The 25862-nt window shown below is 69.0% G+C and carries 18 protein-coding genes and 3 rRNA genes; 10 read left to right on the forward strand and 11 right to left on the reverse strand.

What is annotated here, in order from left to right; translation table 11 throughout:
- Positions 1-183: 183 nt before the first annotated feature.
- Complete coding sequence (locus QSJ60_RS15265; protein ID WP_285464240.1) at positions 184-516, forward strand: hypothetical protein; 333 nt, start codon at positions 184-186, stop codon at positions 514-516.
- 12 nt (positions 517-528) lie between these two features.
- On the opposite strand, the gene pnuC is transcribed toward QSJ60_RS15265, so the two are convergent.
- From pnuC to QSJ60_RS15300, 7 genes are all read right to left on the reverse strand, one after another.
- Positions 529-1185 carry a nicotinamide riboside transporter PnuC gene (gene pnuC / locus QSJ60_RS15270; RefSeq protein WP_285464241.1) on the reverse strand — a complete coding sequence of 219 codons (657 nt, stop codon included), beginning with the start codon at positions 1183-1185 and terminating at the stop codon, positions 529-531.
- 19 nt (positions 1186-1204) lie between these two features.
- Entirely contained in the window at positions 1205-1588 is a 384-nt protein-coding gene (locus QSJ60_RS15275) for a DUF3054 domain-containing protein (protein ID WP_285464242.1), read from the reverse strand.
- A complete protein-coding gene (locus tag QSJ60_RS15280; RefSeq protein WP_285464243.1) occupies positions 1585-3498 on the reverse strand; it encodes a thioredoxin domain-containing protein in 1914 nt (637 codons plus the stop codon). Before QSJ60_RS15280 ends, QSJ60_RS15275 begins: the two co-directional genes overlap by 4 nt.
- Positions 3499-3559: 61 nt before the next feature.
- Positions 3560-3676 (reverse strand): 5S ribosomal RNA (rrf, locus tag QSJ60_RS15285).
- A gap of 165 nt (positions 3677-3841) precedes the next feature.
- Positions 3842-6946, reverse strand: a 23S ribosomal RNA gene (locus tag QSJ60_RS15290).
- A gap of 445 nt (positions 6947-7391) precedes the next feature.
- Positions 7392-8916: ribosomal RNA gene (locus QSJ60_RS15295) — 16S ribosomal RNA — on the reverse strand.
- The 16S, 23S and 5S rRNA genes sit together here, the layout of an rRNA operon.
- 594 nt (positions 8917-9510) lie before the next feature.
- Positions 9511-10341 (reverse strand): aldo/keto reductase, encoded by an 831-nt coding sequence (locus QSJ60_RS15300; RefSeq protein WP_285464245.1) that lies wholly within the window; start codon positions 10339-10341, stop codon positions 9511-9513.
- 104 nt (positions 10342-10445) lie between these two features.
- Between QSJ60_RS15300 and hrpA the strand changes: the two genes are divergently transcribed.
- Entirely contained in the window at positions 10446-14468 is a 4023-nt protein-coding gene (gene hrpA / locus QSJ60_RS15305; protein ID WP_285464247.1) for an ATP-dependent RNA helicase HrpA, read from the forward strand.
- A gap of 55 nt (positions 14469-14523) precedes the next feature.
- On the opposite strand, the gene QSJ60_RS15310 is transcribed toward hrpA, so the two are convergent.
- From QSJ60_RS15310 to QSJ60_RS15320, 3 genes are read right to left on the reverse strand one after another with little or no spacing between them, the layout of a single operon-like run.
- The gene (locus QSJ60_RS15310; RefSeq protein ID WP_189085996.1) at positions 14524-15276 is read right to left on the reverse strand and encodes an amino acid ABC transporter ATP-binding protein; all 753 of its coding nucleotides are present in this window, start codon (positions 15274-15276) and stop codon (positions 14524-14526) included.
- 56 nt (positions 15277-15332) lie between these two features.
- Positions 15333-16340, reverse strand: coding sequence for an amino acid ABC transporter permease (locus QSJ60_RS15315; protein ID WP_285464251.1), 1008 nt, complete (start codon positions 16338-16340; stop codon positions 15333-15335).
- A 2-nt stretch (positions 16341-16342) separates the two neighbouring features.
- A complete protein-coding gene (locus QSJ60_RS15320) occupies positions 16343-17239 on the reverse strand; it encodes an ABC transporter substrate-binding protein (RefSeq protein WP_285464252.1) in 897 nt (298 codons plus the stop codon).
- 244 nt (positions 17240-17483) lie between these two features.
- On the opposite strand from QSJ60_RS15320, the gene QSJ60_RS15325 reads away from it, so the two are divergent.
- From QSJ60_RS15325 to QSJ60_RS15360, 8 genes are all read left to right on the forward strand, one after another.
- Complete coding sequence (locus QSJ60_RS15325) at positions 17484-18692, forward strand: MFS transporter (protein WP_285464254.1); 1209 nt, start codon at positions 17484-17486, stop codon at positions 18690-18692.
- Positions 18693-18705: 13 nt separating this feature from the next.
- Positions 18706-19533 (forward strand): aldo/keto reductase, encoded by an 828-nt coding sequence (locus QSJ60_RS15330; protein ID WP_285464255.1) that lies wholly within the window; start codon positions 18706-18708, stop codon positions 19531-19533.
- A gap of 142 nt (positions 19534-19675) precedes the next feature.
- Entirely contained in the window at positions 19676-20545 is an 870-nt protein-coding gene (locus QSJ60_RS15335) for a DUF4349 domain-containing protein (RefSeq protein WP_285464257.1), read from the forward strand.
- A 9-nt stretch (positions 20546-20554) separates the two neighbouring features.
- Positions 20555-21712: an acyl-CoA dehydrogenase family protein gene (locus QSJ60_RS15340; RefSeq protein ID WP_285464259.1), complete on the forward strand. Its 1158-nt coding sequence runs from the start codon at positions 20555-20557 to the stop codon at positions 21710-21712.
- Between the two features lie 99 nt (positions 21713-21811).
- Entirely contained in the window at positions 21812-21988 is a 177-nt protein-coding gene (locus QSJ60_RS15345; RefSeq protein ID WP_189085919.1) for a hypothetical protein, read from the forward strand.
- Between the two features lie 7 nt (positions 21989-21995).
- Positions 21996-22877 carry an alanyl-tRNA editing protein gene (locus tag QSJ60_RS15350; RefSeq protein ID WP_285464261.1) on the forward strand — a complete coding sequence of 294 codons (882 nt, stop codon included), beginning with the start codon at positions 21996-21998 and terminating at the stop codon, positions 22875-22877.
- 86 nt (positions 22878-22963) lie between these two features.
- On the forward strand, positions 22964-23458 hold the full coding sequence (locus QSJ60_RS15355) for a cation:proton antiporter regulatory subunit (protein ID WP_189085917.1): 495 nt from the start codon (positions 22964-22966) through the stop codon (positions 23456-23458).
- 13 nt (positions 23459-23471) lie between these two features.
- Positions 23472-24662, forward strand: coding sequence for a cation:proton antiporter (locus QSJ60_RS15360; RefSeq protein WP_285464263.1), 1191 nt, complete (start codon positions 23472-23474; stop codon positions 24660-24662).
- Between the two features lie 27 nt (positions 24663-24689).
- Here QSJ60_RS15360 and QSJ60_RS15365 read toward each other — a convergent pair whose 3' ends face one another.
- Complete coding sequence (locus QSJ60_RS15365) at positions 24690-25805, reverse strand: LLM class flavin-dependent oxidoreductase (RefSeq protein ID WP_285464264.1); 1116 nt, start codon at positions 25803-25805, stop codon at positions 24690-24692.
- Positions 25806-25862: the final 57 nt, after the last annotated feature.

Raw genomic sequence — 25862 nt, forward strand, 5'->3', positions numbered from 1 at the left:
ACCGCACCGCGCCGTCATACGACCGAAACCTCACGGCCACCTCGTGCGTCGTCACGCCGAACCCACCGCACCGCGCCGTCATACGACCGAAACCTCACGGCCACCTCGTGCGTCGTCGTGTAACCGCGCCGTCACACGGGCGGCGTACCCTTGCTACATCGACACCGCGAGGGGAGGGTCGCCATGACCGAGCCGAGACCGCTCGATCGTCTGCGTCAGGACGCGCGCGACGAGCTCGCCGCGCTCATCGAGCTGCGCTGCCGGCTCGGCGAGGACCCTTGGGTGTTCCTGCCCGAGCTGCCCTCGGTCGACGAGCAGGTCGTGGCGACGCTCCGCGAGGACCGGCTGCAGGACGGCGGCTGGGCCGTGCAGCGCGCCCGCGCCTATCACCCGACGGCCCGCCCGGGCGACGTCGAGCGCTTCGAGTTCGAGCTGCTGCGCGGGATCGCGCTCGAGCACCCCGAGCTGAGCCAGGCGGCCTGGTCGATGCTCGACCGCGTGCCGAGCGCCTGGTAGCGCTCCCTCGGTTCAGGCCTCGGCGAGCTTCGCCCGGCGCTGCACGGCCATCCAGGCGAAGAAGCCGACGATGGTGAACGCGCCGTAGAACAGGTACAGCAGCGCCGAGGCGTAGTAGCCGGCGCTCACGAGCAGCGGCACGCCGACGGCGTCGACCGCGACCCAGATCAGCCAGAACTCGGTCCAGCCGCGCGCCATCCCCCAGGTCGCGAGCAGGGAGCCGACGAAGATCCAGGCGTCGGCCCAGACGGGCTCGAAGGAGCCGAGGGCGCGGAAGATCGGTGTCAGCACGAGGGTGCCGCCGAGCAGGGCGACGACGAGCAGGATGCGGATGCGCCATCCGGCCCAGCGGGGCTCGACCGCGGCGATCGCGGACCTCCGGTGCTGCGACCAGCGCACCCACCCGTAGACCGACACCGCGATGAACATGAGCTGCCGGCCGGCCTGACCGAGCAGGTTGACCGGATTGGGGGTGTCGAAGACGGCGCCGAGGAAGACCGTAAAGAGCAGCGCGTTGCCGATGATGCCGATGGGCCAGGCCCAGACCTTGCGCCGCATGCCGCCGAGGGCGCTCGCGAGTCCGAAGAGGTTGCCGACGATCTCGCGCCAGAGGATCACCTGGTCACCGATGACCAGCTGGGCGTCGAACAGCCACTCGATGGGGTTCATGCGTGCGGCGGTGCAGCGGTCACGAGGCGGTCCGCGGGGAGCGGAGCCGGGCGACGAGCGCGACGATCGCGCGCCAGCCGAGGAGGAACAGCGCGAGCGTGCCGGTGGCCACCAGGATGAAGGGCAGCTGCGTGCCCTGCCCGCTGGCGGTGCGCAGCAGCATGCCGCCGACGAGCGTCACCGCCCAGACGATGACGCCCGTCGGCCAGACGGCGAGCGGTCGCCGCCAGGCGAGGGAGACGAGCCAGCCCAGGAGGAGCGCCACCAGGAACGGCCACGCCGTCTGCCACAGCCCGGCGAGGTCGAGCCCTTCGGCGTGGCTGCGACGGCCGATGACGACGAAGAGCGCGACGAGCAGCACGTCCGCGACGGCGGCGGCCCAGACGGCCGACTGGCGATTCATCCCTCAATCGTAGGGCTCGCGAGCGCCGCCAGCGCGTCGGGCTCCTGCACCGGCAGCGCGCAGACGAAGTGCTCGCAACGGTACGCGGTGGCACGGCCGTCGAGCGCCTCGCGCGCCGCGAAGAGCTCGAAGCCGGACTCGGCGAACTCCTGCGCCTGCGCGGGGGTCACGATCGCGCGGACCGCGACGGGCTGTCGCCTCGCCTCCTCGACGAGCGACGCGGAGGCGGCGTCGGCGGAGGCCCCGTCTGCAGGTGCCACGACGACGAGCTGCACCTCGGGCGCGCGCAGCCGGGCCATGACGGCGAGCGCTCCGCCGAAGGCGATCGGGCGGCCGGGCGCGATGCCGGCGACCGAGGCCATCGCCCGTTCCGCCGCCTCGCGGTACCGCTCCCCCGCGCCGAGCTGCGCGAGCAGCAGCGCCGCATCGGCGCAGCTCGTGAGCCCGGACGGGGCGGCGCCCTCGGCGGGGTCGTCGGGCAGCGCGAGGCCGAGCGCCTCGAGGGTGGGGTCGAGCGCCGGCGGCGCGAACGGGATGCCTCGTGCCGCCGCGCCGCCGCTCTCGGCGTCGTGCAGCGCCCGGTCGATGAGCTCGCGCGCCCGGCTCGCCCAGCTGGGCTCGCCCGTGGCGAGTGCGAGGCGGATCAGCCCGCCCGCGAGCATGCCGACGTCCTCGAGCGTCGCCGGCGCTTCGGAGACCTCGCCGTCGAGCGACGCCCGACGGAGGACCCCGTCGAGCAGCTGCCGCTCGAGCACCACCGCTGCGGCCTCGCGTGCGGCCGTGAGCGCGGCCGCTGCGGCGGACTCCTCGAGGCCGCGCTCAGCGAACGTCGACAGCGCCCCGATCGCGAGCCCGTTCCAGCCGCTCAGCACCTTCTCGTCGAGCGCGGGCGGGCTCACCGCAGCGCGAGCCTCGGCGTCGAGCCGGTAGTAGCCGCCCTCGTCGCGTCGACCGTCGAGCTCGCTCTCGGAGTCCTGCGCGCTCGCGAAGCCGCCGCCCGGCAACGCCATCGTCGTCGTGAGGAATCGCGCCAGATCGTTCGCGAGGGGTGCCGCCCAGCCGATCGAGTCAGGCCGGCGCGTGGCCGCGACGGCGAGGCCGAGCAGCTGCGCATTGTCGGGCAGCATCCGCTCGTAGTGCGGGTCGCTCCAGTCGCGCTTCGTCGCGTAGCGGAAGAAGCCGCCGTCGACCGGGTCGAACAGCGGCGAGGCCGCCATCCGCTGCAGCGTCCGGTCAGCGAGCGCTCGAGCCTCGCCGGGCAGCTCGCCGAGCAAGCTCAGCACGGTCGGCACGGGGAACTTCGGCGCCGGACCGAAGCCGCCGTACTCCCGATCCTCCTCGGCGGCGAGCGAGCGGGCGGCCTCGCCCAGCTCGGCGTCCGACGGCAGCGCACCGCCGGTCGTGGCCGCCGCCGCGCCCGCGAGTGCGTTCGCCACCTCCTCGCCCATGGTGAGGAGCTCGCCGCGCCGGCTTCGCCACGCCTCCGCGACGGCGGCGAGCACCTCACCGAACGCGGGCGTCGCACCGACCGCCGTCGGCGGGAAGTAGGTGCCCGCGTAGAAGGTGCGCCCCTCGGGCGTCGTGAAGACCGTCAGGGGCCAGCCCAGCTCCCGGGTGAAGGCGGATGCAGCGGCGAGATAGCTGCCGTCGACGCCGGGATGCTCCTCGCGGTCGACTTTGACGGCGACGAAGTCGCGGTTCAGCTGCGCCGCGATAGCGGGATCGGAGAAGCTCTGCCTGGCCATGACGTGGCACCAGTGGCACGTCGCGTAGCCGATCGAGACGAGCACCGGCACATCGCGTTCGCGCGCCGCGGCGAAGGCCTCCGGGCCCCACGGGTACCAGTCGACCGGGTTCTCGGCATGGCCGCGGAGGTAGGGGCTCACGGCGCCCTGCAGTCGGTTCGCCATGCAGCCAGCTTAAATGCCGAAAGGCCACCCCGGGGTTCGGGGTGGCCTTTCGTGAATGGGTGTCCGGCGGTGTCCTACTCTCCCACAGGGTCCCCCCTGCAGTACCATCGGCGCTGTCAGTCTTAGCTTCCGGGTTCGGAATGTGTCCGGGCGTTTCCCTGACGCTATGGCCGCCGTAACTCTTGCCCCGACACCAACCCGTGTTGGGTGGGTTGGTGGGGAAATCGTTCGAGCGTTGCTCTGTTCAATTTGGTGTTTTTGGTTCGTCTGTCGGGAACCACACAGTGGACGCGAGTCATCGGGCTCTACATCGTGCCTTTTGCAAACGTTGATGTAGATAGTGATTATCAAGTTATCGGCGTATTAGTACCAGTCAGCTGCACACCTTGCGGTGCTTCCACATCTGGCCTATCAACCCAGTCGTCTGGCTGGGCGCCTCTCCCCCCGAAGGGGATGGAAATCTCATCTTGAGGCCGGCTTCCCGCTTAGATGCTTTCAGCGGTTATCCATCCCGAACGTAGCTAACCAGCGGTGCTCCTGGCGGAACAACTGGCACACCAGAGGTTCGTCCAACCCGGTCGTCTCGTACTAGGGTCAGATCCTCTCAAATTTCCTGCGCGCGCAGAGGATAGGGTCCGAACTGTCTCACGACGTTCTAAACCCAGCTCGCGTACCGCTTTAATGGGCGAACAGCCCAACCCTTGGGACCTACTCCAGCCCCAGGATGCGACGAGCCGACATCGAGGTGCCAAACCATGCCGTCGATATGGACTCTTGGGCAAGATCAGCCTGTTATCCCCGAGGTACCTTTTATCCGTTGAGCGACAGCGCTTCCACAAGCCACTGCCGGATCACTAGTCCCGACTTTCGTCCCTGCTCGACCTGTCAGTCTCGCAGTCAAGCTCCCTTGTGCACTTACACTCGCCACCTGATTGCCAACCAGGTTGAGGGAACCTTTGGGCGCCTCCGTTACTCTTTGGGAGGCAACCGCCCCAGTTAAACTACCCACCAGGCACTGTCCCTGAACCGGATCACGGTTCGAAGTTAGATATCCAGAGTGACCAGAGTGGTATTTCAACAATGACTCCACGAACACTGGCGTGCCCGCTTCAAAGTCTCCCACCTATCCTACACAAGCCACACCGAACACCAATACCAAGCTGTAGTAAAGGTCACGGGGTCTTTCCGTCCTTCTGCGCGTAACGAGCATCTTTACTCGTACTGCAATTTCGCCGAGTTCGCGGTTGAGACAGCTGGGAAGTCGTTACGCCATTCGTGCAGGTCGGAACTTACCCGACAAGGAATTTCGCTACCTTAGGATGGTTATAGTTACCACCGCCGTTTACTGGGGCTTAACTTCTCAGCTTCGCTCCGAAGAGCTAACCGTTCCGCTTAACCTTCCAGCACCGGGCAGGCGTCAGTCCGTATACATCGACTTGCGTCTTCGCACGGACCTGTGTTTTTAGTAAACAGTCGCTTCCCACTGGTCTCTGCGGCCTTCACGCCTTCGGCAGCAAGTGCCTACAACGATCCGGCCCCCCTTCTCCCGAAGTTACGGGGGCATTTTGCCGAGTTCCTTAACCACGATTCTCTCGATCTCCTCGGTATTCTCTACCTGACCACCTGAGTCGGTTTGGGGTACGGGCGGCTAGAACCTCGCGTCGATGCTTTTCTCGGCAGCATAGGATCACCCACTTTTTATCCGCATCACGTCTCAGCCGTAATGAGTCGCGGATTTGCCTACGACTCGGCCTACACGCTTGCCCCGGGACAACCATCGCCCGGGTTGGGCTACCTTCCTGCGTCACACCTGTTAATACGCTCACCGCACCAGACCGGGTCCCATGCTCCCCGCCACGGTGTCCCCCGAAGGGAACGATGTGACAGTTCGGATGGTTAGCATTACTGGATTGGTGTGGGCGGTTCTTCGCCGGTACGGGAATATCAACCCGTTGTCCATCGACTACGCCTGTCGGCCTCGCCTTAGGTCCCGACTTACCCAGGGCAGATTAGCTTGACCCTGGAACCCTTGGTCTTCCGGAGGACGGGTTTCTCACCCGTCTTTCGCTACTCATGCCTGCATTCTCACTCGTGTACCGTCCACGGCTGGTTTCCACCGCCGCTTCACCCGACACACGACGCTCTCCTACCCATCCACACGACTGGACCACGAAGGCCTATCGATTGTATGAATGCCACGACTTCGGTGGCGTGCTTGAGCCCCGTTACATTGTCGGCGCGGAATCACTTGACCAGTGAGCTATTACGCACTCTTTCAAGGGTGGCTGCTTCTAAGCCAACCTCCTGGTTGTCTGTGCAACTCCACATCCTTTCCCACTTAGCACGCGCTTAGGGACCTTAGTCGGTGGTCTGGGTTGTTTCCCTCTCGACGATGAAGCTTATCCCCCACCGTCTCACTGCTGCGCTCTCACTTACCGGCATTCGGAGTTTGGCTGACGTCAGTAACCTGTTGAGGCCCATCGGCCATCCAGTAGCTCTACCTCCGGCAAGAAACACGCAACGCTGCACCTAAATGCATTTCGGAGAGAACCAGCTATCACGAAGTTTGATTGGCCTTTCACCCCTATCCACAGCTCATCCCCTCAGTTTTCAACCTAAGTGGGTTCGGTCCTCCACGACGTCTTACCGTCGCTTCAACCTGGCCATGGATAGATCACTTCGCTTCGGGTCTAGGACCTGCGACTGAATCGCCCTATTCAGACTCGCTTTCGCTCCGGCTACCCCACACGGGTTAACCTCGCCACAGATCACTAACTCGCAGGCTCATTCTTCAAAAGGCACGCCGTCACCCCAACACGGGAGCTCCGACGGTTTGTAAGCAAACGGTTTCAGGTACTATTTCACTCCCCTCCCGGGGTACTTTTCACCTTTCCCTCACGGTACTTGTCCGCTATCGGTCATCTGGGAGTATTTAGGCTTATCAGGTGGTCCTGACAGATTCACACGGGATTTCTCGGGCCCCGTGCTACTTGGGATCCCTCTCCGGCCGGCCAGGCATTTCGACTACGGGACTCACACCCACTCCGGTCCGCCTTTCAATGCGGTTCGTCTATACCTGACGCGTCACCGTGGCTGTCCGGCAGAACAGCCCGAAAGGTCCCACAACCCCGACCATGCAACCCCTGCCGGGTATCACACATGACCGGTTTAGCCTCATCCGCGTTCGCTCGCCACTACTTACGGAATCACTGTTGTTTTCTCTTCCTGTGGGTACTGAGATGTTTCACTTCCCCACGTTCCCTCTACCCGCCCTATATATTCAGGCGGGAGTCACCAGGTCACCCAAAGGGCCTGGCGGGGTTTCCCCATTCGGAAATCCTCGGATCACAGCTCGTTTATCAGCTCCCCGAGGCTTATCGCAGATTACGACGTCCTTCTTCGGCTCCAGATGCCAAGGCATCCACCGTTTGCTCTTAGAAACTTGAAATCACATGAGTTCAGAAACCACCAACCCCAAAAGGGCCGGCGGTGACCAATGATTAGTCGAACGCACCCCCAAAAGGGCACGTCCTACGAATCTTTGTGATCGACACTCCCGAAAGAGCGTCAATCTAAGATGCTCGCGTCCACTATGTAGTTCTCAACAGACGAACAGCACCCCCACACCCGCCCACCACAGTGAGCATCGGCAGAGGCCTGCAAGAAACCAGCCACCCCCAATCGGGGGCTGCGCCCGGTCCCTCAGGACCCAACAGCGTGCACGTACCCGCCCGGCCAGCCCCAACCGTTCCAACCCTCCCAAAAGAAGGCGTACTAGATCTGAACCATTCAGACGAGCACCTATGTCAATGTTCCACCCATGAGCAACCAGTGAGAACGTTCGCCTCAATCTGGCTGACCTGGAACCAGCAAGCTGATCCAGTGCTCCTTAGAAAGGAGGTGATCCAGCCGCACCTTCCGGTACGGCTACCTTGTTACGACTTAGTCCTAATCACCGATCCCACCTTCGACGGCTCCCTCCACAAGGGTTAGGCCACCGGCTTCGGGTGTTACCGACTTTCATGACTTGACGGGCGGTGTGTACAAGGCCCGGGAACGTATTCACCGCAGCGTTGCTGATCTGCGATTACTAGCGACTCCGACTTCATGAGGTCGAGTTGCAGACCTCAATCCGAACTGAGACCGGCTTTTTGGGATTCGCTCCGCCTTACGACATCGCAGCCCTTTGTACCGGCCATTGTAGCATGCGTGAAGCCCAAGACATAAGGGGCATGATGATTTGACGTCATCCCCACCTTCCTCCGAGTTGACCCCGGCAGTCTCACATGAGTCCCCACCATAACGTGCTGGCAACATGCGACGAGGGTTGCGCTCGTTGCGGGACTTAACCCAACATCTCACGACACGAGCTGACGACAACCATGCACCACCTGTTCACGAGTGTCCAAAGAGTTGACCATTTCTGGCCCGTTCTCGTGTATGTCAAGCCTTGGTAAGGTTCTTCGCGTTGCATCGAATTAATCCGCATGCTCCGCCGCTTGTGCGGGCCCCCGTCAATTCCTTTGAGTTTTAGCCTTGCGGCCGTACTCCCCAGGCGGGGCGCTTAATGCGTTAGCTACGACACGGAAACCGTGGAAAGGTCCCCACATCTAGCGCCCAACGTTTACGGCGTGGACTACCAGGGTATCTAATCCTGTTCGCTCCCCACGCTTTCGCTCCTCAGCGTCAGTAAGTGCCCAGAGACCTGCCTTCGCCATCGGTGTTCCTCCTGATATCTGCGCATTCCACCGCTACACCAGGAATTCCAGTCTCCCCTACACCACTCAAGTCTGCCCGTACCCACTGCAGGCTAGAGGTTGAGCCTCTAGTTTTCACAGCAGACGCGACAAACCGCCTACGAGCTCTTTACGCCCAATAATTCCGGACAACGCTCGGACCCTACGTATTACCGCGGCTGCTGGCACGTAGTTAGCCGGTCCTTTTTCTGCAGGTACCGTCACCCGAAGGCTTCTTCCCTACTAAAAGCGGTTTACAACCCGAAGGCCGTCATCCCGCACGCGGCGTTGCTGCATCAGGCTTGCGCCCATTGTGCAATATTCCCCACTGCTGCCTCCCGTAGGAGTCTGGGCCGTGTCTCAGTCCCAGTGTGGCCGGTCACCCTCTCAGGCCGGCTACCCGTCGACGCCTTGGTGAGCCATTACCTCACCAACAAGCTGATAGGCCGCGAGTCCATCCCAAACCGAAAAACTTTCCACCCCACACCATGCGGTGCAAGGTCCTATCCGGTATTAGCTCCGATTTCTCGAAGTTATCCCAGAGTCCAGGGCAGGTTACTCACGTGTTACTCACCCGTTCGCCACTAATCCCCCAGAGCAAGCTCCAAGTTCATCGTTCGACTTGCATGTGTTAAGCACGCCGCCAGCGTTCGTCCTGAGCCAGGATCAAACTCTCCAAAAAAAATGATTCAGACCAGACCCGAAAGCCCGACCCAGAGTTTGTTCACTGACAGAGAAACAACTGACTCGAAAATCAAATTGTCCATCAATCAAAGGAATCCATACCCACTCCGAAAAGCAGGCTGGGGTTCAATAAATTGGCATTGAACATAGTGCACGCTGTTGAGTTCTCAAGAAACGGACGCACCTGAACTCCGGTCAATCAGACCTTCAATCAGGGCAACCTGTCTACCGTACCACCTCTGCGAGCCGGTTGAGACCGAGCGATTCGAACCAGAGAGATCTGGACCGAGATCACAGAGGAGGAGGTTTCATCTTAGGCTTGAAATCACCGAGTCGCAATGCTGCGCCTTCGAGGTTATTTGGCTAAGATCTTCGCCGTTCGGGGCCCGTTCGCTTCTCGCGTTTTCCGGCCGCCGTGGCGACATGGAATAACTTACGCGGCTCCGGCCGCCGCAGCAAAATCCGGCCTGCATCCCGGGCGTGTCGCCTGGATTTCCGCCACTCTCGCCCGAGACGGCGCCGGGGACGAGCAGAGGCCCGCCCATCCTCACGGATGAACGGGCCTCGCTGTGCTCGCCGGTGCCGGGTCTCGTTACTCGACCTCGTCGGGGTGCGCGCTCACGCGCCCCTCCCGCTCGAGCGCGGTGATCGCCTGCATCTCGGCCTCGTCGAGCGCGAAGTCGAAGACGTCGAAGTTCTCGGCCATGCGCTCGCGCCGGTTCGACTTGGGGAAGACGATGTTGCCGCGCTGCAGGTGCCAGCGGATGACGACTTGCGCCGGGGTCTTTCCGTGCGCCGACGCGGCGCTCGTCACCTCGGGAAGTTCGAGCAGCGGGTACTTGCCCTGCCCGAGCGGCCCCCAGGCCTCGATCGCGATGCCGTGCTCGCGAGCGAACGACGCGGTCGCCGGCTGCTGATGCGCGGGGTGGAGCTCGATCTGGTCGACGGCGGGAACCACGCTCGTCTCGGACAGCAGGCGCTCGAGATGCGGCACGAGGAAGTTCGAGACGCCGATGGACCGGGCGCGACCCGACTCGCGGATGCGCTCGAACGCCTGCCACGTCTCGACGTACCGGTCGCGCGCGGGCGAGGGCCAGTGGATCAGGTAGAGGTCGACCTCGTCGAGGCCGAGTCGCTCGAGGCTCGCCTCGAAGGCGTCGAACACGGACTGCGTACCCTGATCGTCGTTCCAGAGCTTCGTCGTGATGAAGAGCTCGTCGCGCGGGACGCCGGACGCGGCGATGGCCCGGCCCACCCCCGCCTCGTTGTCGTAGATGCGGGCGGTGTCGAGGTGGCGATAGCCGACCTCGAGCGCATCGCTCACGATGCGCTCGGTCTCGACGGGATCGACCTTGAACACCCCGAACCCGAGCTGGGGAATCGAACGGCCGTCGTTGAGCTGCACCACGGGAACCTGGGTCATGACTCCATCCCACCACGCGCCGCCGACACCGGGGAGGGTCGTTCGCTGCCCGCGATCATCGCCCGCGAACGGGGCGCCGCTCCGCGTCATACGATGGAGGGCTCATGTCTCGACTCGCCCCGGTGCCGCCCATCACCTACCCGCCCGAGCTCCCCGTCTCGGCGCAGCGGGAGGAGATCGCGCGCGCCCTGCGCGAGCACCAGGTCGTGATCGTCGCCGGCGCCACCGGCTCGGGCAAGACCACGCAGCTGCCGAAGCTCTGCCTCGAACTCGGCCGCGAGCAGATCGCGCACACCCAGCCCCGCCGCATCGCGGCCCGCACGATCGCCGAGCGCATCGCCGAGGAGACCGGCACCGAGCTCGGCGGCCTCGTCGGCTACCAGGTGCGGTTCACCGACCGGGCGAGCGAGTCCACCCGGGTGAAGGTGATGACCGACGGCATCCTGCTGAACGAGATCCATCGCGACCGCGAGCTCCGCCGCTACGACACGATCATCATCGACGAGGCGCACGAGCGCAGCCTGAACATCGACTTCCTGCTCGGCTACCTGAAGCAGCTGCTCCCCCGCCGCCCCGACCTCAAGCTCATCGTCACGAGCGCGACCATCGACCCCGAGAGCTTCGCGAAGCACTTCGCCGACGCCGATGGCACCCCGGCGCCGGTGATCGAGGTGTCCGGTCGCACCTACCCCGTCGAGATCCGGTACCGCCCGCTCGTGGGCGACGCGGCCGGCGACGACGACGAGGGCGCGGCCGCCGACGACCGCGATGTGCAGCAGGGCATCCTCGACGCGCTCGACGAGCTCGATCGCGAATCCTCGGGCGACGTGCTCGTCTTCCTCTCCGGGGAGAGCGAGATCCGCGACGCCGAGCAGGCGGTGCGCGCGCATGCGGAGCGCCACGGCGGGCGGGGCGGCGCCACCGAGGTGCTGCCTCTCTACGGCCGGCTCTCCTCGGCCGAGCAGCACCGGGTCTTCGAGCCCTCGGCCGTGGCCGGGCTCCGCCGGCGGGTGGTGCTCGCCACCAACGTGGCCGAGACGAGCCTGACGGTTCCCGGCATCCGCTACGTCGTCGACGCCGGGACGGCGCGAATCAGCCGGTACTCCGCGCGTTCCAAGGTGCAGCGGCTGCCGATCGAGCCGATCTCGCAGGCCTCCGCCAACCAGCGCTCCGGCCGCTCCGGCCGCACGAGCGACGGCATCGCCATCCGCCTCTACGGCGAGGACGACTTCGAGCGCCGCCCCGAGTTCACCGACCCCGAGATCCTGCGCACGAACCTCGCCGCCGTCATCCTGCAGATGGCCGCGCTCGGGCTCGGCCCGATCGAGGACTTCCCCTTCCTCACCCCGCCGGACACCCGTGGCGTCCGCGACGGCCTCGATCTGCTCGCGGAGCTCGGTGCGCTCGAGCCCGGCGGCCGCGACGATCCGCGCGGGCCTCGGCTCACCCGCATCGGGCGCCAGCTCTCCCGGCTGCCGATCGAGCCGCGCTACGCGCGGATGGTGCTGGAGTCGAAGGCGCACGGCGTCTCCCGCGAGGTGCTCGCGATCGTCGCGGGCCTCACGATCCAGGACCCGCGCGAGCGCCCGCTCGACCGACGCGAGGAGGCGAACCAGGCGCACGCCCGCTTCGTCGACCCGACGAGCGACTTCCTCACCCTGCTGAACCTCTGGAACCACCTCGAGCAGCAGCAGCGCGAGCTCTCCGGCAGCGCGTTCCGACGCCGCTGCAAGGCCGAGTTCCTGAACTCGCTGCGGGTGCGCGAGTGGCAGGACCTCTACCGCCAGCTCGTCCGGCTCGCGAAGCCGCTCGGCCTCGAGATCGCGGCCGGCCCCACGGGCGCGGGCGCCGCCGAGGCCGGGGCGAATGCCGACGGCATCCACCGCTCGCTCCTCGCGGGGCTGCTCTCCCAGCTCGGCCTGCGCGACGACGCGAAGACCTCCTCGGGCCGGGGCGGCGCCGGCCAGGCCCGGGAGGCGGAGCGCAAGGGACGCCGGCCGCAGGCCGAGTTCCTCGGCGCCCGGGGCGCGCGCTTCGCGATCTTCCCCGGCTCCGCGCTCGCGAAGAAGCCGCCCGCCGCCGTGATGAGCGCCGAGCTCGTCGAGACGAGCCGGCTGTTCGCCCGCACGAACGCGGCGATCGACCCCGCGTGGGCCGAGCTGCTCGCCGGCCCCCTCGCGAAGCGCAGCTACTCCGAGCCGCGCTGGGAACGCCGCCAGGGCGCGGCCGTCGCGGACGAGAAGGTCACGCTCTACGGGCTCGCCATCGTGCCGAAGCGGCGCATGCAGCTCGCCCGCGCCGACGCCGAACTCGCCCGCGAGCTCTTCATCCGCCACGCCCTCGTGCTCGAGGAGTGGGACTGGAACCGGCTCGACCGGCGCGTCTACGGCTTCATTCGCGCGAACCGGGAGCTCCGCCGGGAGCTCGGCGAGGTCGAGGAGCGCACCCGCCGCCGCGACCTGCTCCTCGGAGACGAGGCCGCGGTCGCCTTCTACGAGGCGCGCGTGCCCGCCGAGGTCGTCGACGCCCGCAGCTTCGAACGCTGGTGGCGCGCCGAGCACCGGGAGCGCCCGGAGCTGCTCACCATGTCCCGTGCGGACCTCCTCGGCGAGGAGGAGGCGGATGCCGCGGCCGACGGCTTCCCCGACGGCTGGGTGCAGGGCGACCAGCGTCTGCGACTCGCCTACCGCTTCGAGCCCGGCGCACCCGACGACGGCGTCACCGTGCTGGTCCCGCTCGTGCTGCTGCCCCGGCTCGAGCCGAGCGGATTCGACTGGCAGGTCCCCGGCCTCCGCGACGAGCTCATCACGGCGATGCTGCGCACGCTGCCGAAGGTGCTCAGGCGGCAGGTCGTCCCGGCCGCCGAGTGGGCGGCGAAGATCGCCGCCGAGCTCCCGACCGGTCCGGAGGCGGGCGAGGCGCGCCCGCCGTTCGCCGAGATCGTCGCGCAGACGATCAAGCGCCTCACCTACGCACCGGTCTCGGCCGAGGACTTCGAGCTCGACCGCATCCCGCCGCACCTGCGCGTCACGTACCGCGCGGTCGACGAACGCGGCCGCGGCCTCGGCGAGTCGAAGGAGCTCGCCGAACTGCAGTCGCGGCTGGCCGAGCGGGCCGGGCGCGCCGTCGCCGCGACGTTCGCCGGCGACGAGCAGGGCGGCCGACCGGCGCGCGGCGACCGGAACGGGAGGACCCGAAGCGGCGGCGCCGGCGAGCACCGCGGCCCCGCCGCCGTCGCGGCCGCCGCGCACGAGGGGCCGAAGCCCGAGCGCGGCATCACCCGTTGGGTGTGGGACGCGCTGCCCTCGCACGTCGACACGAGGCAGGGCGGCAACACGATCCGCGCCTACCCGGCGATCGTCGACGAGGGCGACAGCGTCGCCCTCGTGCTCGTCCCCACGGCGGAGGAGCGCGACCGGGCGTCGCGCCGGGGCATCCGCCGGCTCCTCATGCTGCAGACCCCCTCACCGTCGGCCTACGTGCAGGAGCACCTCTCCAACGAGGAGAAGCTCTCCCTCGGCCAGAGCGCCTACCAGGGGCCGCGCGCGCTGCTCGAGGACTGTCTCGCGGCGGTCGTCGACGAGGAGCTGCGGCGGCGGCATCCCGACGGCCTGCTCGCGAGCCGCGCGGAGTTCGACGCGGCGCTCGCCGCGATCGGCGCCGTCGTCGTCGAGCGCATGTTCGAGACCGCCGCGCTCGTCGCGAAGATCCTGAAGGCCGCGCGCGAGGCGGACCGCGCGATCGCGAAGGCGTCCAGCCTGCAGCTGATGTCGGCGCTCGCCGACGCCAGGGCGCAGCTCGAGGCGCTGACGCCCGCCGGATTCATCCAGGCGACGGGCCTGGCGAGGCTCCGGCACCTGCCCCGCTACCTCGAGGCGATCACCGTGCGGGTGCGCCGGATGCAGGAGAACCCTGGCCGGGACCGCCAGCTCATGACCGAGTTCGCGCAGGCCGCCGAGGCCTACGCGAAGGCGGGCGGCACCGTGCCGATCGACCCGGAGGCCGATCCCGCGCTCGTGCGCGTGCGCTGGCTGCTCGAAGAGCTCCGCGTGGGCCTGTTCGCGCAGGAGCTCCGCACGGCCGAGACCGTGTCGGTCCAGCGGATCCGGAAGGCGCTCGCCGGCTGAGCCGAGCGAGCGCCCTCCGTCGCGGCACGCCGTTCGGGCGTCGCGCGGACCGCGGCTACAGGACCTTCGAGAGGAAGGCCTTGGTGCGCTGGTGCTGCGGGTTGGCGAGCACCTCGCGCGGGTCGCCGGTCTCGACGACGACGCCGCCGTCCATGAAGACGAGGGTGTCCGCGACCTCGCGCGCGAAGCCCATCTCGTGCGTCACGACGACCATGGTCATGCCGGTCTTCGCGAGCTCCTTCATGACGTCGAGCACCTCGCCGACGAGCTCGGGGTCGAGCGCGGAGGTCGGCTCGTCGAAGAGCATCAGCTTCGGGTCCATCGCGAGCGCCCGTGCGATCGCGACCCGCTGCTGCTGCCCGCCGGAGAGGTGCGCCGGGTAGTAGTCGGCGCGCTCGGCGAGCCCGACCCGGGCGAGGAGTTCCAGCGCCCTGGCCTTCGCCTTCGCCTTGGAGAGCCCCTTCACTTGCGTCGGCGCCTCCATGACGTTCTCGAGCGCCGTCATGTGCGGGAACAGGTTGAAGCGCTGGAACACCATGCCGATGTCACGGCGCTGCTTCGCGATCTCCTTCGGGTGCATCTCGTGCAGCCGGCCGCCGGCCTCGCGGTAGCCGACGAGCTGGCCGTCGACCGCGAGCCGGCCGGAGCTGACCTGCTCGAGATGATTGATGCAGCGCAGGAAGGTCGACTTGCCCGAACCGGACGGGCCGACGAGGCAGAGCACCTCGCCGCGCTTCACCTCGAGCGAGATGTCCTTCAGGACCTCGTTCGAGCCGAAGCTCTTCGACACGTGCTCGGCGCGCACCATCGGCACCGAGGCGTCCCGGGCGGCCGGGGCGCCCGCGGGCGCCGTCGTCTGCTCGCTCATCGTGCGTCTCCTCCGTGCTTGGCGGCGATGGCCGCGTCGGCGGCCGCGCTCTCGTCGAGCTCGACGGCCGACATCGAGGCCGTCACCGGACCGGGTCCGGCGTCGGGCCGGGCGCCGACGCCGCGGGCGAAGCGCTTCTCGAGGAAGAACTGGCCGACCATCAGCACCGAGGTGATGGCGAGGTACCAGATCGAGGCGACGATGAGCAGCGGGATCGGATTGAAGATCTCGACCGAGATATCCCGGGTGCGGGTGTACAGCTCGAGCGTGAACGGCACGGCTGTGGCCAGCGAGGTCGTCTTCAGCATGGAGATGACCTCGTTGCCCGTCGGCGGGATGATCACCCGCATCGCCTGCGGCAGCACGACGCGGCGCATGGTCTTGCCCCAGCCCATGCCGAGCGCCGTGGCCGCCTCGTGCTGTCCCGGGTCCACCGAGAGCAGGCCCGCGCGCACGATCTCGGCCATGTAGGCCGACTCGTTAAGACCGAGGCCGATGACCGTCAACCAGAAGGCGTTGAACAGCACCTTCGTCGGGAACGACACCCACGGTTCCATGAACGGGACACCGAGGTCGATCGAGGAGTAGATCGTGGCGAGCAGGCCCCAGAAGACGAGCTGCACGTAGACCGGGGTGCCGCGGAAGATCCAGAGGTACACCCACGCGACCGACTTCAGCACGGGGTTCGGCGACTGCCGCATCACCGCGAGGATGATGCCGAGCACGACGCCGATGATCATCGACAGGACGGTCAGCAGCAGGGTGAATCCGGCGGCCTGGGTGACGCGCTTGTCGAAGACGTACTTGCCGACGGAGGCCCAGTCGAAGGCCTCCCGCTGCGCGGCGTCGATCACGAAGACCGCGACGACGGCGAGCAGCAGCACCGCGACGACGATGCGCCAGGGGTGCCGGAGCTTCACGACCTTCTCCGGGGCGCGGGACGGGGCGGGCGCCCCGCCCGCCGGCGCGGGCGGGGCTGCCCGGCCGGCCGACGAGTCGCTCATCGTCAGGTGCCCGCGTTGATGTCGATCGTCTTCACGGCGCCGGACTCGACGCCCCATTCGGCGAGGATGTCGCCGTAGGTGCCGTCGTCGATCAGCGACTGCATCGCAGCCTGCACGGCCTTCGCGAGCTCGGAGCCCTTCTTCACGGGGAAGCCGTAGGGCGCCGAGTCGAACACCTCGCCGGCCTGCTCGAGCTTGCCGTCGGTCTGGGCGATCGCGTAGCCCGTGACCGGCGAGTCGGCGCTCATCGCGTCGGCCTGGCCGAGGACGACGGCGTTCGCCGCGGCCTCCTGGGTGTCGAAGGGCGTGATCTCGATCGCGGGCTTGCCTGCGTCGACGCAGGCCTGGCTCTTCGCCGGGAGTTCGTCGGTGTGCTCGTAGGTGGTGGCCTGCACGGCGACCTTCAGGCCGCAGGCGTCGTCGGGGTCGACGGTGCTGCCGGTGGGCGCGGCCCACAGGATGCCCGCGCTGTAGTAGTCGACGAAGTCGACCTGCTTCTGCCGCTCGGCATTGTCGGTGAAGGAGGACATGCCCATATCCATGGTGCCGCCCGTGATGGAGGGGATGATCTTGTCGAAGCTCGCGATCTCGTACTTGATCTCGAGCCCGAGCTTGGCGCCGAGCGCGTCGACGAGGTCGACGTCCCAGCCGATGGGGTTGCCATCGGCGTCCTTGTACTCGTTGGGCGGGTACGCGGCGTCGGTACCGACGACGAGCACGCCCGCGCTCTTGATCTCCTCGGGGAGGAGCGCGACCGCGGCCTCGTCCACGGCGATGGATGCGCCGGTGTCGCCGCCGGGGGCGGCGCTCGGCGGGGTGCTGTTGTCGACGCAGCCGGTGAACAGCAGCGCGGCCGCCGATGCGATGGCGGCCGGGAGGAGCAGACGTCGGGTGTTCATGATGGGACCTCTGTCGTCACGAAGTGATTGGGGACACGTACGACGACGTAGCGTATCTCCAGGGCTCCGTCGCCGTGGCCCGAGCATAGCCCGCCCGATCGCACAGACCCGAGCCCACGAACGAATACGCCGCGATTTGGCGCTTGAACGCAATGATCGAGCGCCGTTGCCAAAACGAACGCAGCGAATCGCCCATCTCGCGGGGACTTCCGCCGCCCGCCGCGCTCGCTAGGCTTGTGCAACTGTGGGGAGCTACTCGGAACTGTTGAAGACCAGGGGCGTCGCCCGCATCATCGCGGCGCAGCTGACGGCCCGATTCCCCTCCGGCATGCTCTCGCTCGCCTTCCTCCTGCACGTCGAGCAGCAGACCGGCTCGTACGGCTCCGCCGGCCTCGTGCTCGCCGCGACCTCGATCGGCCAGGCCGTCGCGGGCCCGCTCACGAGCCGGATGATGGGGCGCTTCGGCATGCGCCCCGTGCTCGTCACGACGCTCACCATCTGCGTCGCCGCGATCGTCGCCATCGGCGTCATCCCGCCGATCATGCCCCTCTACCTCGGCATCGGCCTGCTCGCCGGGCTCTCGACGCCGCCCGTCCAGCCCGCCGTGCGCACCATCTATCCGAAGATGGTGAACTCGCGCCAGCTCACGCCGCTGTTCTCGCTGGACGCCTCGGCGCAGGAGATCATCTGGGTCGTCGGCCCCGTGGTGACGACCTTCGTGTCCACGCAGATCGGCACCATCTGGGGCATCCTGCTCGCGGCGGCGCTCATGGTCGTCGGCGGCGCCTGGTTCATCTCCTCCCCCGAGCTCGGCCGGGTGCGCATCCCGCGCTCGAAGCGCCGCTTCGGGGTCGTGCTCGCCCGCCCGCCGGTGCTGCTCGCGACCGTCGTGGGGTTCCTCCTCGTGGGGGCGTGCGCCGCCATCGAAGCGGGCGTCGTCGCCGTCTTCGGCCACGGCGGCCCGGAGGCCGGCATCGTCCTCGCCATCTTCTCGATCGGCAGCCTCGCGGGCGGCCTCTTCCTCGGGCACGCACCGATCAGCCCGTGGTCGACCGCCCGGCGCATGTTCATCGTCTTCGCCGGCACCGCGCTCGCCGCCGCGGCGATGGATTTCTGGTGGCTCGCGGCCACCCTGTTCGTCGCCGGCATCGGCATCGCGCCCGCGCTCGCCGTGCTCTTCGCGATCGTCTCGTCGAGCGTGAAGTTCTCCGACACCGCCGAGGCCTACGGCTGGGTCGGCACCGGCCAGCTCATCGGCGCCGCCCTCGGCTCGGCGCTCGCAGGCTTCCTCATCGACGGCAACGGCGCCCAGGGCGCGTTCTGGGCCGCCGCGGCGCTCGCGTTCCTCGGCACGCTCGTGCCGGCGCTCGCCAAACGCTGGCACCCCGACCTCCGCGGCCGCGACGCGAGCCCGATCCCGGACACCGAGCCGGTGCCGATCACCCCCAGTTGACCAGGAGGACCGAATGTCCGCTCACCTCGCGCCCCTGCTTCCGCTGGCCGACGGGGCCGAGATCCCGCAGCTCGGCTTCGGGCTCTACAAGGTGCCCGCCGAGGACGCCGCCCGGCTCGCGCTCGCCGCGATCGACGCCGGCTACCGTCACCTCGACACGGCCGCCTTCTACGCGAACGAGGCGGAGGTCGGCCGAGCGGTGCGTGAGGCCCCCGTCGCCCGCGAGGAGCTCTTCGTCACGAGCAAGGTCTGGAAGGACGACAACGGCTACGACGAGACCCTCCGCGCCTTCGACGCCTCGATGGAGCGCTTCGGGCTGGAGCGGATCGAGCTGTACCTCATCCACTGGCCGGTGCCCTCGACCGACCGCTACGTCGACAGCTGGCGCGCGCTGGTGCGGCTCCGCGAGGAGGGACGGGTGCGCTCCATCGGCGTCGCGAACTTCCACCCACACCACCTCGAGCGGCTCATCGGCGAGACCGGCGTGGCCCCGGTCGTGAACCAGGTCGAGTTGCACCCCTGGCTGCCGCAGGCGGAGCTCCGCGCGTACGACGGCGCGCACAGCATCCTGACCGAGGCCTGGTCGCCGCTCGCCCGCGGCCGAGTGCTCGACGACCCCGTGCTCGCGGGCATCGCCGCGAAGCACGGCCGCACCCCGGCGCAGATCGTGCTGCGCTGGCACGTGCAGCTCGGCAACGTCGTGATCCCGAAGGCCTCCTCGCCCGAGCGCATCCGGGAGAACCTCGACGTCTTCGGCTTCGCGCTCGACGCGGAGGACCTCGCCGCGATCGGCGGCCTCGAGTCGGGCGAGCGCACCGGTCGCGACCCCGACGGCGACTGAACCCGGCGAGCCCCGCCTGACGAACGAGCGGGGCCCGCGGTTGTGGCCGCCGAGCGACTCCCAGCAGACGGCAACCCGATCGTGACCGGACTCCCAGCGCCCGGTCAGCCACGGCCGCCGGCGCCCGCCCTAGCGTGTGGCCATGACCACGACGACGCGACTCGCACGGCCCCTCGCGGCCCTCGCCGCGGCGGCGTTCGCCGCCCTGCTCCTCGCCGGCTGCACCGCCCAGGGCGGGGGCGCCTCGTCCCCGGCCGTGCCGGCCGCACCCGGCGCTCCGCTCGCCGACGAGTCGGCGGGCGCGGAGGCCGCCCGAGACGCCGACGGCACGAGCGAGCGCAGCGTGGTGACCACCGGCTGGCTGCAGCTCACCGTCGACGACCCGGTCGCCACGGCGGCGGATGCCTCGGCCCTCGTCGAGCGCGCCGGCGGCCGGGTCGACCACCGCTCCGAGACGCCCGGCACCGAGACGCAGCCGGCGCGCGCCTCGGTCGTGCTCCGGATCCCGGTCGACGAGCTCGACGGCACGGTCGCCGCGCTCCGCGAGCTCGGGCGCGTCGACCAGGTGTCGCTGGACGCCTCGGACGTCACGGTCGAGCGGCAGGACCTTGAGGCGAGGATCGAGGCCCTCACCGCCTCCGTCGGCCGCCTGCAGCAGCTCCTCGCGAGCGCCGCGACGACCGCCGAGCTCATCGAGATCGAGTCCGAGCTCACCACGAGGCAGGCGGAGCTCGACGGGCTCACCGCGCAGCGCGAGCTGCTCGTCGACCAGATCGAATACGCCACGGTGAGCCTGGAGCTCGTCACCGATGGCGTCGCGCCGAGCGCCGGCCCCGGGGACTTCTGGTCGGGGCTCGTCGTCGGCTGGGACTCGCTCGTCGCCTTCACGGGGGCCGCGCTCGTCGCCCTCGGCGTCGCGCTGCCGTGGCTCGGCGTGCTCGTCGTCGTGGGCGCCCTCGTCGTCGGCATCGTGCTGCTCGCGACCCGGCGCCGGGGCGGCCGGGAGGCGTAGGCTTCGGGTGTGGGCCCTGAGACGCTGCTCGATGACACCCTGCTCGACCGCATCCGCGAGCGCGCGGCCGGCTACGACCGCGACAACGGCTTCTTCACCGAAGACCTCGAGGAGCTGCGGGAGCGCGGCTACCCGCGCGCCCTCGTGCCCGTCGAGTTCGGCGGGCTCGGCTGGAGCCTCGAGGACGCGGTGCGCGCGCAGATGCGCCTCGGCGGCGCCGCCCCGGCGACCGCGCTCGCCATCAACATGCACCTCGTGTGGACGGGCGTCGCGAAGGTGCTGCACGACCGCGGCGACGACACGCTCGACTTCCTGCTCCGCGAGGCCGGCGCGGGCGAGCTGTTCGGCTTCGGCATCAGCGAGGCCGGCAACGACCTGATGCTCTTCGGCTCCCGCTCGGAGGCCGATCCGCAGCCCGACGGCGGCTACCGCTTCACCGGGCGCAAGATCTTCACCTCGCTGTCCCCCGCCTGGACCCGGCTCGGCACCATGGGGCTCGACACCGCCTCCGCCGACGCGCCCAAGCTCGTCTACGCGTTCATCGACCGCGAGGACCCCGACGTCAAGATCCTCGACGACTGGAACACGCTCGGCATGCGCGCCAGCCAGAGCCGCACCACGGTGCTCGACGGCGCGTACGCCGCCGCCGACCGGGTCGTGCGCCGGCTCGACCCCGGCCCGAACGCCGACCCCTTCGTCTTCGGCATCTTCGCGAACTTCGAGCTGCTGCTCTCGGCGGTGTACACGGGCATCGGCGGCCGGGCGATCGAGCTCGCGGTCGCCGCGGCGCGCCGGCGCACCTCGATGAAGCACGGCGGCCGGCCGCTCTCGAACGATCCCGACATCCGCTGGCGCATCGCCGACGCCGCGATCGCGCACGACGCCATCGAGCCGCAGCTGCGCTCGCTCGCCCGGGACGTCGACGAGCTCGTCGACCACGGTGCGCAGTGGTACCCGAAGCTCTCCGGCGCGAAGGTGCGCGCGACCGAGACGGCGAAGCAGGTCGTCGACCAGGCCGTGCGCGTGGCCGGCGGCTCGAGCTACTTCGCCGGCAACGAGCTCGGCCGGCTGTACCGAGACGTACTCGCCGGCATCTTCCACCCCTCTGACGACGAGTCCGCGCACGGCACCGTCGCGAACGCGCTGCTCGGCCCGGCCGAGGACTGAGCGGCCGGTCGGGCGCCACTGCCCGGCCGCGACGCCGGTGCACGCCTGGCTAGACTGGAGGAGGCGGCATCCGCCCGCACTCGCATTCTGGAGGTCGTTGTGAACGTCGTCGCTTTCCTCATCGCCATGGGCCTGTTCGTGTTCGGCATGTGGCTCATGGGCACCGCGCCGCACCTCGCGGGCGTCGAGGCGATCGTCTTCTTCGCGGGCATCATCTGCGTCTCGCTCGCGATGGCGATCCCGATGAACCTGCTCGGCCGTCGCGACGGCGTCTGAGCCGGCGATGACGCTGCCCGGCACGCCGACCCGCGTCGACTACCCGGCCGGGGCCCTCGCGGGCACCGCCACGGTGCTGCACGTCGCCCCCGCCGCCGACGGCCTCGTCGCGGTCGTCACCGACGCCACGAGCTTCCACCCGGTCGACGCCGCCTGGCCCGACCAGCCGGCGGACCGCGGCGTGCTCCGGGCGAACGGCCGAGAGCTGCCGATCGTCGGCGCCGTCGTGGCGGCGACCGACGGCACCGAGCTGCACCTCGGCGACGCCGTCCCGGTGCGCAAGGGCACCGAGGGCTGGACCTTCCTCGTGGCGCACCTCGTCGACGCGGCCGACGCGCCGAGCGAGGGCGACGAGGTCGAGATCGCTGCGGACGCCGAGCTGCGCGCCGCGCTCAGTGTCGGCCACACCGCCTGCCACCTCGCCTCCCTCGCGCTGAACCGGGCGCTCGCCGGACGCTGGTCCAAGGAGCCCCGCGAGGACGCCCTCGGCGCCCCCGACTTCGACGGCACGGCCATCCAGAGCTCGCGCATCGAGGCGAACGGCTCGGTCGACCGCTACCGGCTGAACAAGTCGCTGCGCCGCGCCGGCTTCGACACGGCCTCGCTCGACGAGGCATCCCTCCCCGCGCTCGCCGCGGAGATCGAGGCGACGCTCGCCGAGTGGGTCGCGGCGGATGCCGCGGTCCGCATCGAGGCCGAAGGTCCGACGCTCACCGACCGGCGATCCTGGGTCTGCGAGCTCCCGGACGGCACCGCGCGGATCCCCTGCGGCGGCACGCACGCCCAGTCGACGGGCGCGCTCGGCGGCCTCGACGTGCAGCTCGAGCTCGGCGACGACGCGGGCACGCCCGTGCTCGTCATGACGACGCGCGCGACACCGCGCAGCTGACCTCGCGCACGAGCCCGCGAGCGCGGCCCGAGGCGACTCGGCCGCAGCTGCCGGACCACCCCGCCGGCGGGAGTACGATGTCGCACGTGGGAATTCGCATCGAGAAGGTCGACCTGCCGGGCATCGGTGTCCGGCACGACCTCGTGACCGAGCACGGTCGTCGGATCAGCGTCGTCTCGCACCGCGACGGCGAGCGCGATCTCGGCGTCTTCGACGAGGACGACCCCGACGCCTGCCGTAACTCCGTGCCCCTGAACGACGAGGAGGCGGCGGCCCTCGCCGACGTCCTCGGCGCCTCGGTCATGCTCTCCCGCTTGACGAGCCTCTCCGACGAGACCGCCGGGCTCTACACCGAGCAGATCGCCCTGCCGACGGACTCGCCGTTCCTGAACCGCACCCTGGGCGACACGAAGGCCCGCACCCGCACGCACGCCTCCATCGTGGCGATCGTGCGCGACGGCCAGGTCATCCCCTCGCCCACCCCGGCCGAATCGCTGCGGGCGGGCGACGTGATCGTCGCCGTCGGCACCCGCGAGGGCCTCGACGGCGTCTCGCGGCTGCTCGCCAACGGACCAGACTGAGTCCGCGCCCCGTATGCACGAGACCACGCTGCTCCTGATAGAAGTCGGCGCGCTGCTTCTCGGCATGAGTCTGCTCGGGCGCCTCGCCCTGCGCATCGGCCTCTCGCCGATCCCGTTCTACCTGCTGCTCGGCCTCGCCTTCGGCCAAGGCGGCGTCGTGCCGTTCGACGCGAGCATCGAGTTCCTGCAGACCGGCTCCGAGATCGGCGTCATCCTGCTGCTCGCGCTGCTCGGTCTCGAGTACACCGCGGGCGAGCTGTTCGAGAGCCTGAAGTCCGCGCGCGCCGCGGGCATCGTCGACGGGCTGTTGAACGCCCTGCCGGGCGCCGCGCTCGCCCTGCTGCTCGGCTGGGGGCCGATCGCCGCGGTCGCCCTCGCCGGAGTGACCTGGGTCTCCTCCTCCGGCGTGATCGCGAAGCTGCTGCGCGACCTCGGGCGCCTCTCGAACCGCGAGACCCCGGCGCTGCTCGGGGTGCTCGTGCTCGAGGACCTGGCGATGGCGTTCTACCTGCCGGTGCTCTCGGCGATCGTCATCGGGGTGAGCCTCTGGCAGGGCGCCATCGCCGTCGCGATCGCGGTGACGGTGGTCGTCGTCATCCTCTACATCGCGCTGCGGCACGGCAACATCGTCTCCAAGCTCTTCCCGGCCGACCACGCCGAGCCGCTGCTGCTCGGCGTGCTCGGGCTGACCATGCTCGTCGCGGGCGTCGCGCAGGAGGTCTCGGTCTCTGCCGCGGTCGGCGCGTTCCTCGTGGGCATCGCGCTCTCGGGCCGGGTCGCGGCGGCCGCGAGCCAGGTGCTCACCCCGCTGCGGGACCTGTTCGCGGCGACCTTCTTCGTGTTCTTCGGGCTCACCACCGACTCGTCGAACCTGCTGTCGATGCTGGTGCCCGCGCTCCTGCTCGTCGTGGTCACCTCGGCGACGAAGGTCGCCACCGGCGCGTTCGCGGCGCGGCGCGCGGGAGTCGCCGCGCTCGGCCAGTGGCGGGCGGGCTTCAGCCTGATCCCGCGCGGGGAGTTCTCGATCGTGATCGCGGGACTCGCGGTCACCGCCGGGGTGACCCCGGCGCTCGCCTCGCTCGCGACGGACTACGTGCTGCTCACGATCATCCTGGGCACCTTCCTCGCCCGGATGCCCGACGCCATGTGGTTCCGCCAGGCGGTGCGCCGGCGCCGGCTCGCGAAGGAGCCGGCGCCGAGCTGAGCCGCCGCGCGGGTCTGCCAGCCCTGCTCAGCTGCGCTCAGCCTCGGCGGCCGCGTCGGCGCGGTCGGCGCGTGCGAGCCGCTCGGCGTCGGTCTCGCTCGTCTGCTCGGCGGCGGCGAGCAGCTCGCGAACGCGCGGCACGACCTCGCTGCCGTAGCGCTCGATGCTGCCCATCATCGCCTCGTGCGGCAGCGTGCCGTTCGAGTACTTCAGATCGAAGCGGACGGCGCCGACGTTGCGCAGCGCGGCGGCGATCTTCTGCGCGACGGTCTCGGCCGAGCCGGCGAAGAGCGCGCCGTGCGCGGAGGCCTCGGCCTCGAAGTGCTCCCGGGTGACCGCGCCCCAGCCGCGCTCGCGGCCGATCCGGTCGATGATCACCTGGTAGTGCGGCCAGAGCACGTCGAGCGCCTCCTCGTCGCTGTCGGCGATGAAGCCGGGCGAGTGGATGGCGACGGGCTGCTCCGGCTTGCCGAACTGGGCGAGCGCCTTGCGGTAGAGATCCGCGAGCGGCGCGAAGCGGGCGGGGCTGCCGCCGATGATCGCGAGCACGAGGGGCAGGCCGTAGTGGGCCGCGCGCACGACGGACTCGGGGCTGCCGCCGACGCCGATCCAGGTCTTCAGCCGGCCGTGCTCGACGGGCGGGAAGACGCGCTGCTCGGTGAGCGGGGCGCGGAGCGCGCCCGACCAGGTGACGGGCTCCTGCTCGAGGAGGGCGGAGAACAGCTCGAGCTTCTCCTCGAAGAGCTCCTGGTACTGCGCCAGGTCGTAGCCGAAGAGCGGGAAGGACTCGATGAACGAACCCCGGCCGAGGATGACCTCGGCGCGCCCGCCGGAGAGCCCATCGAGCGTCGCGAAGCGCTGGAAGACGCGCACCGGGTCGTCGCTCGAGAGCACGGTGACGGCGGAGCCGAGGTGGATGCGCTCGGTGCGGCCGGCGATCGTGCCGAGCACGACCTCGGGCGCGGACACGGCGAACTCGTGCCGGTGGTGCTCGCCGATGCCGAAGAAGTCGAGCCCAAGCCGGTCGGCGAGCACGGCCTCCTCGACGATGTTCCGGAGCACCTGGGCGTGACTGAGCGTCGCACCGTCGGGGCCGACCGTGACGTCGCCGAAGGTGTCGAGCCCGAATTCATACGTCTGCATGTTCTGCGGAACCTCCCCCTCGCCGAGACTATTCCCGATCCCGCCGGAGGGGAATGG

It is taken from the genome of Agromyces sp. NBRC 114283 (genome assembly GCF_030268405.1).
GTDB lineage: Bacteria > Actinomycetota > Actinomycetes > Actinomycetales > Microbacteriaceae > Agromyces > Agromyces mediolanus.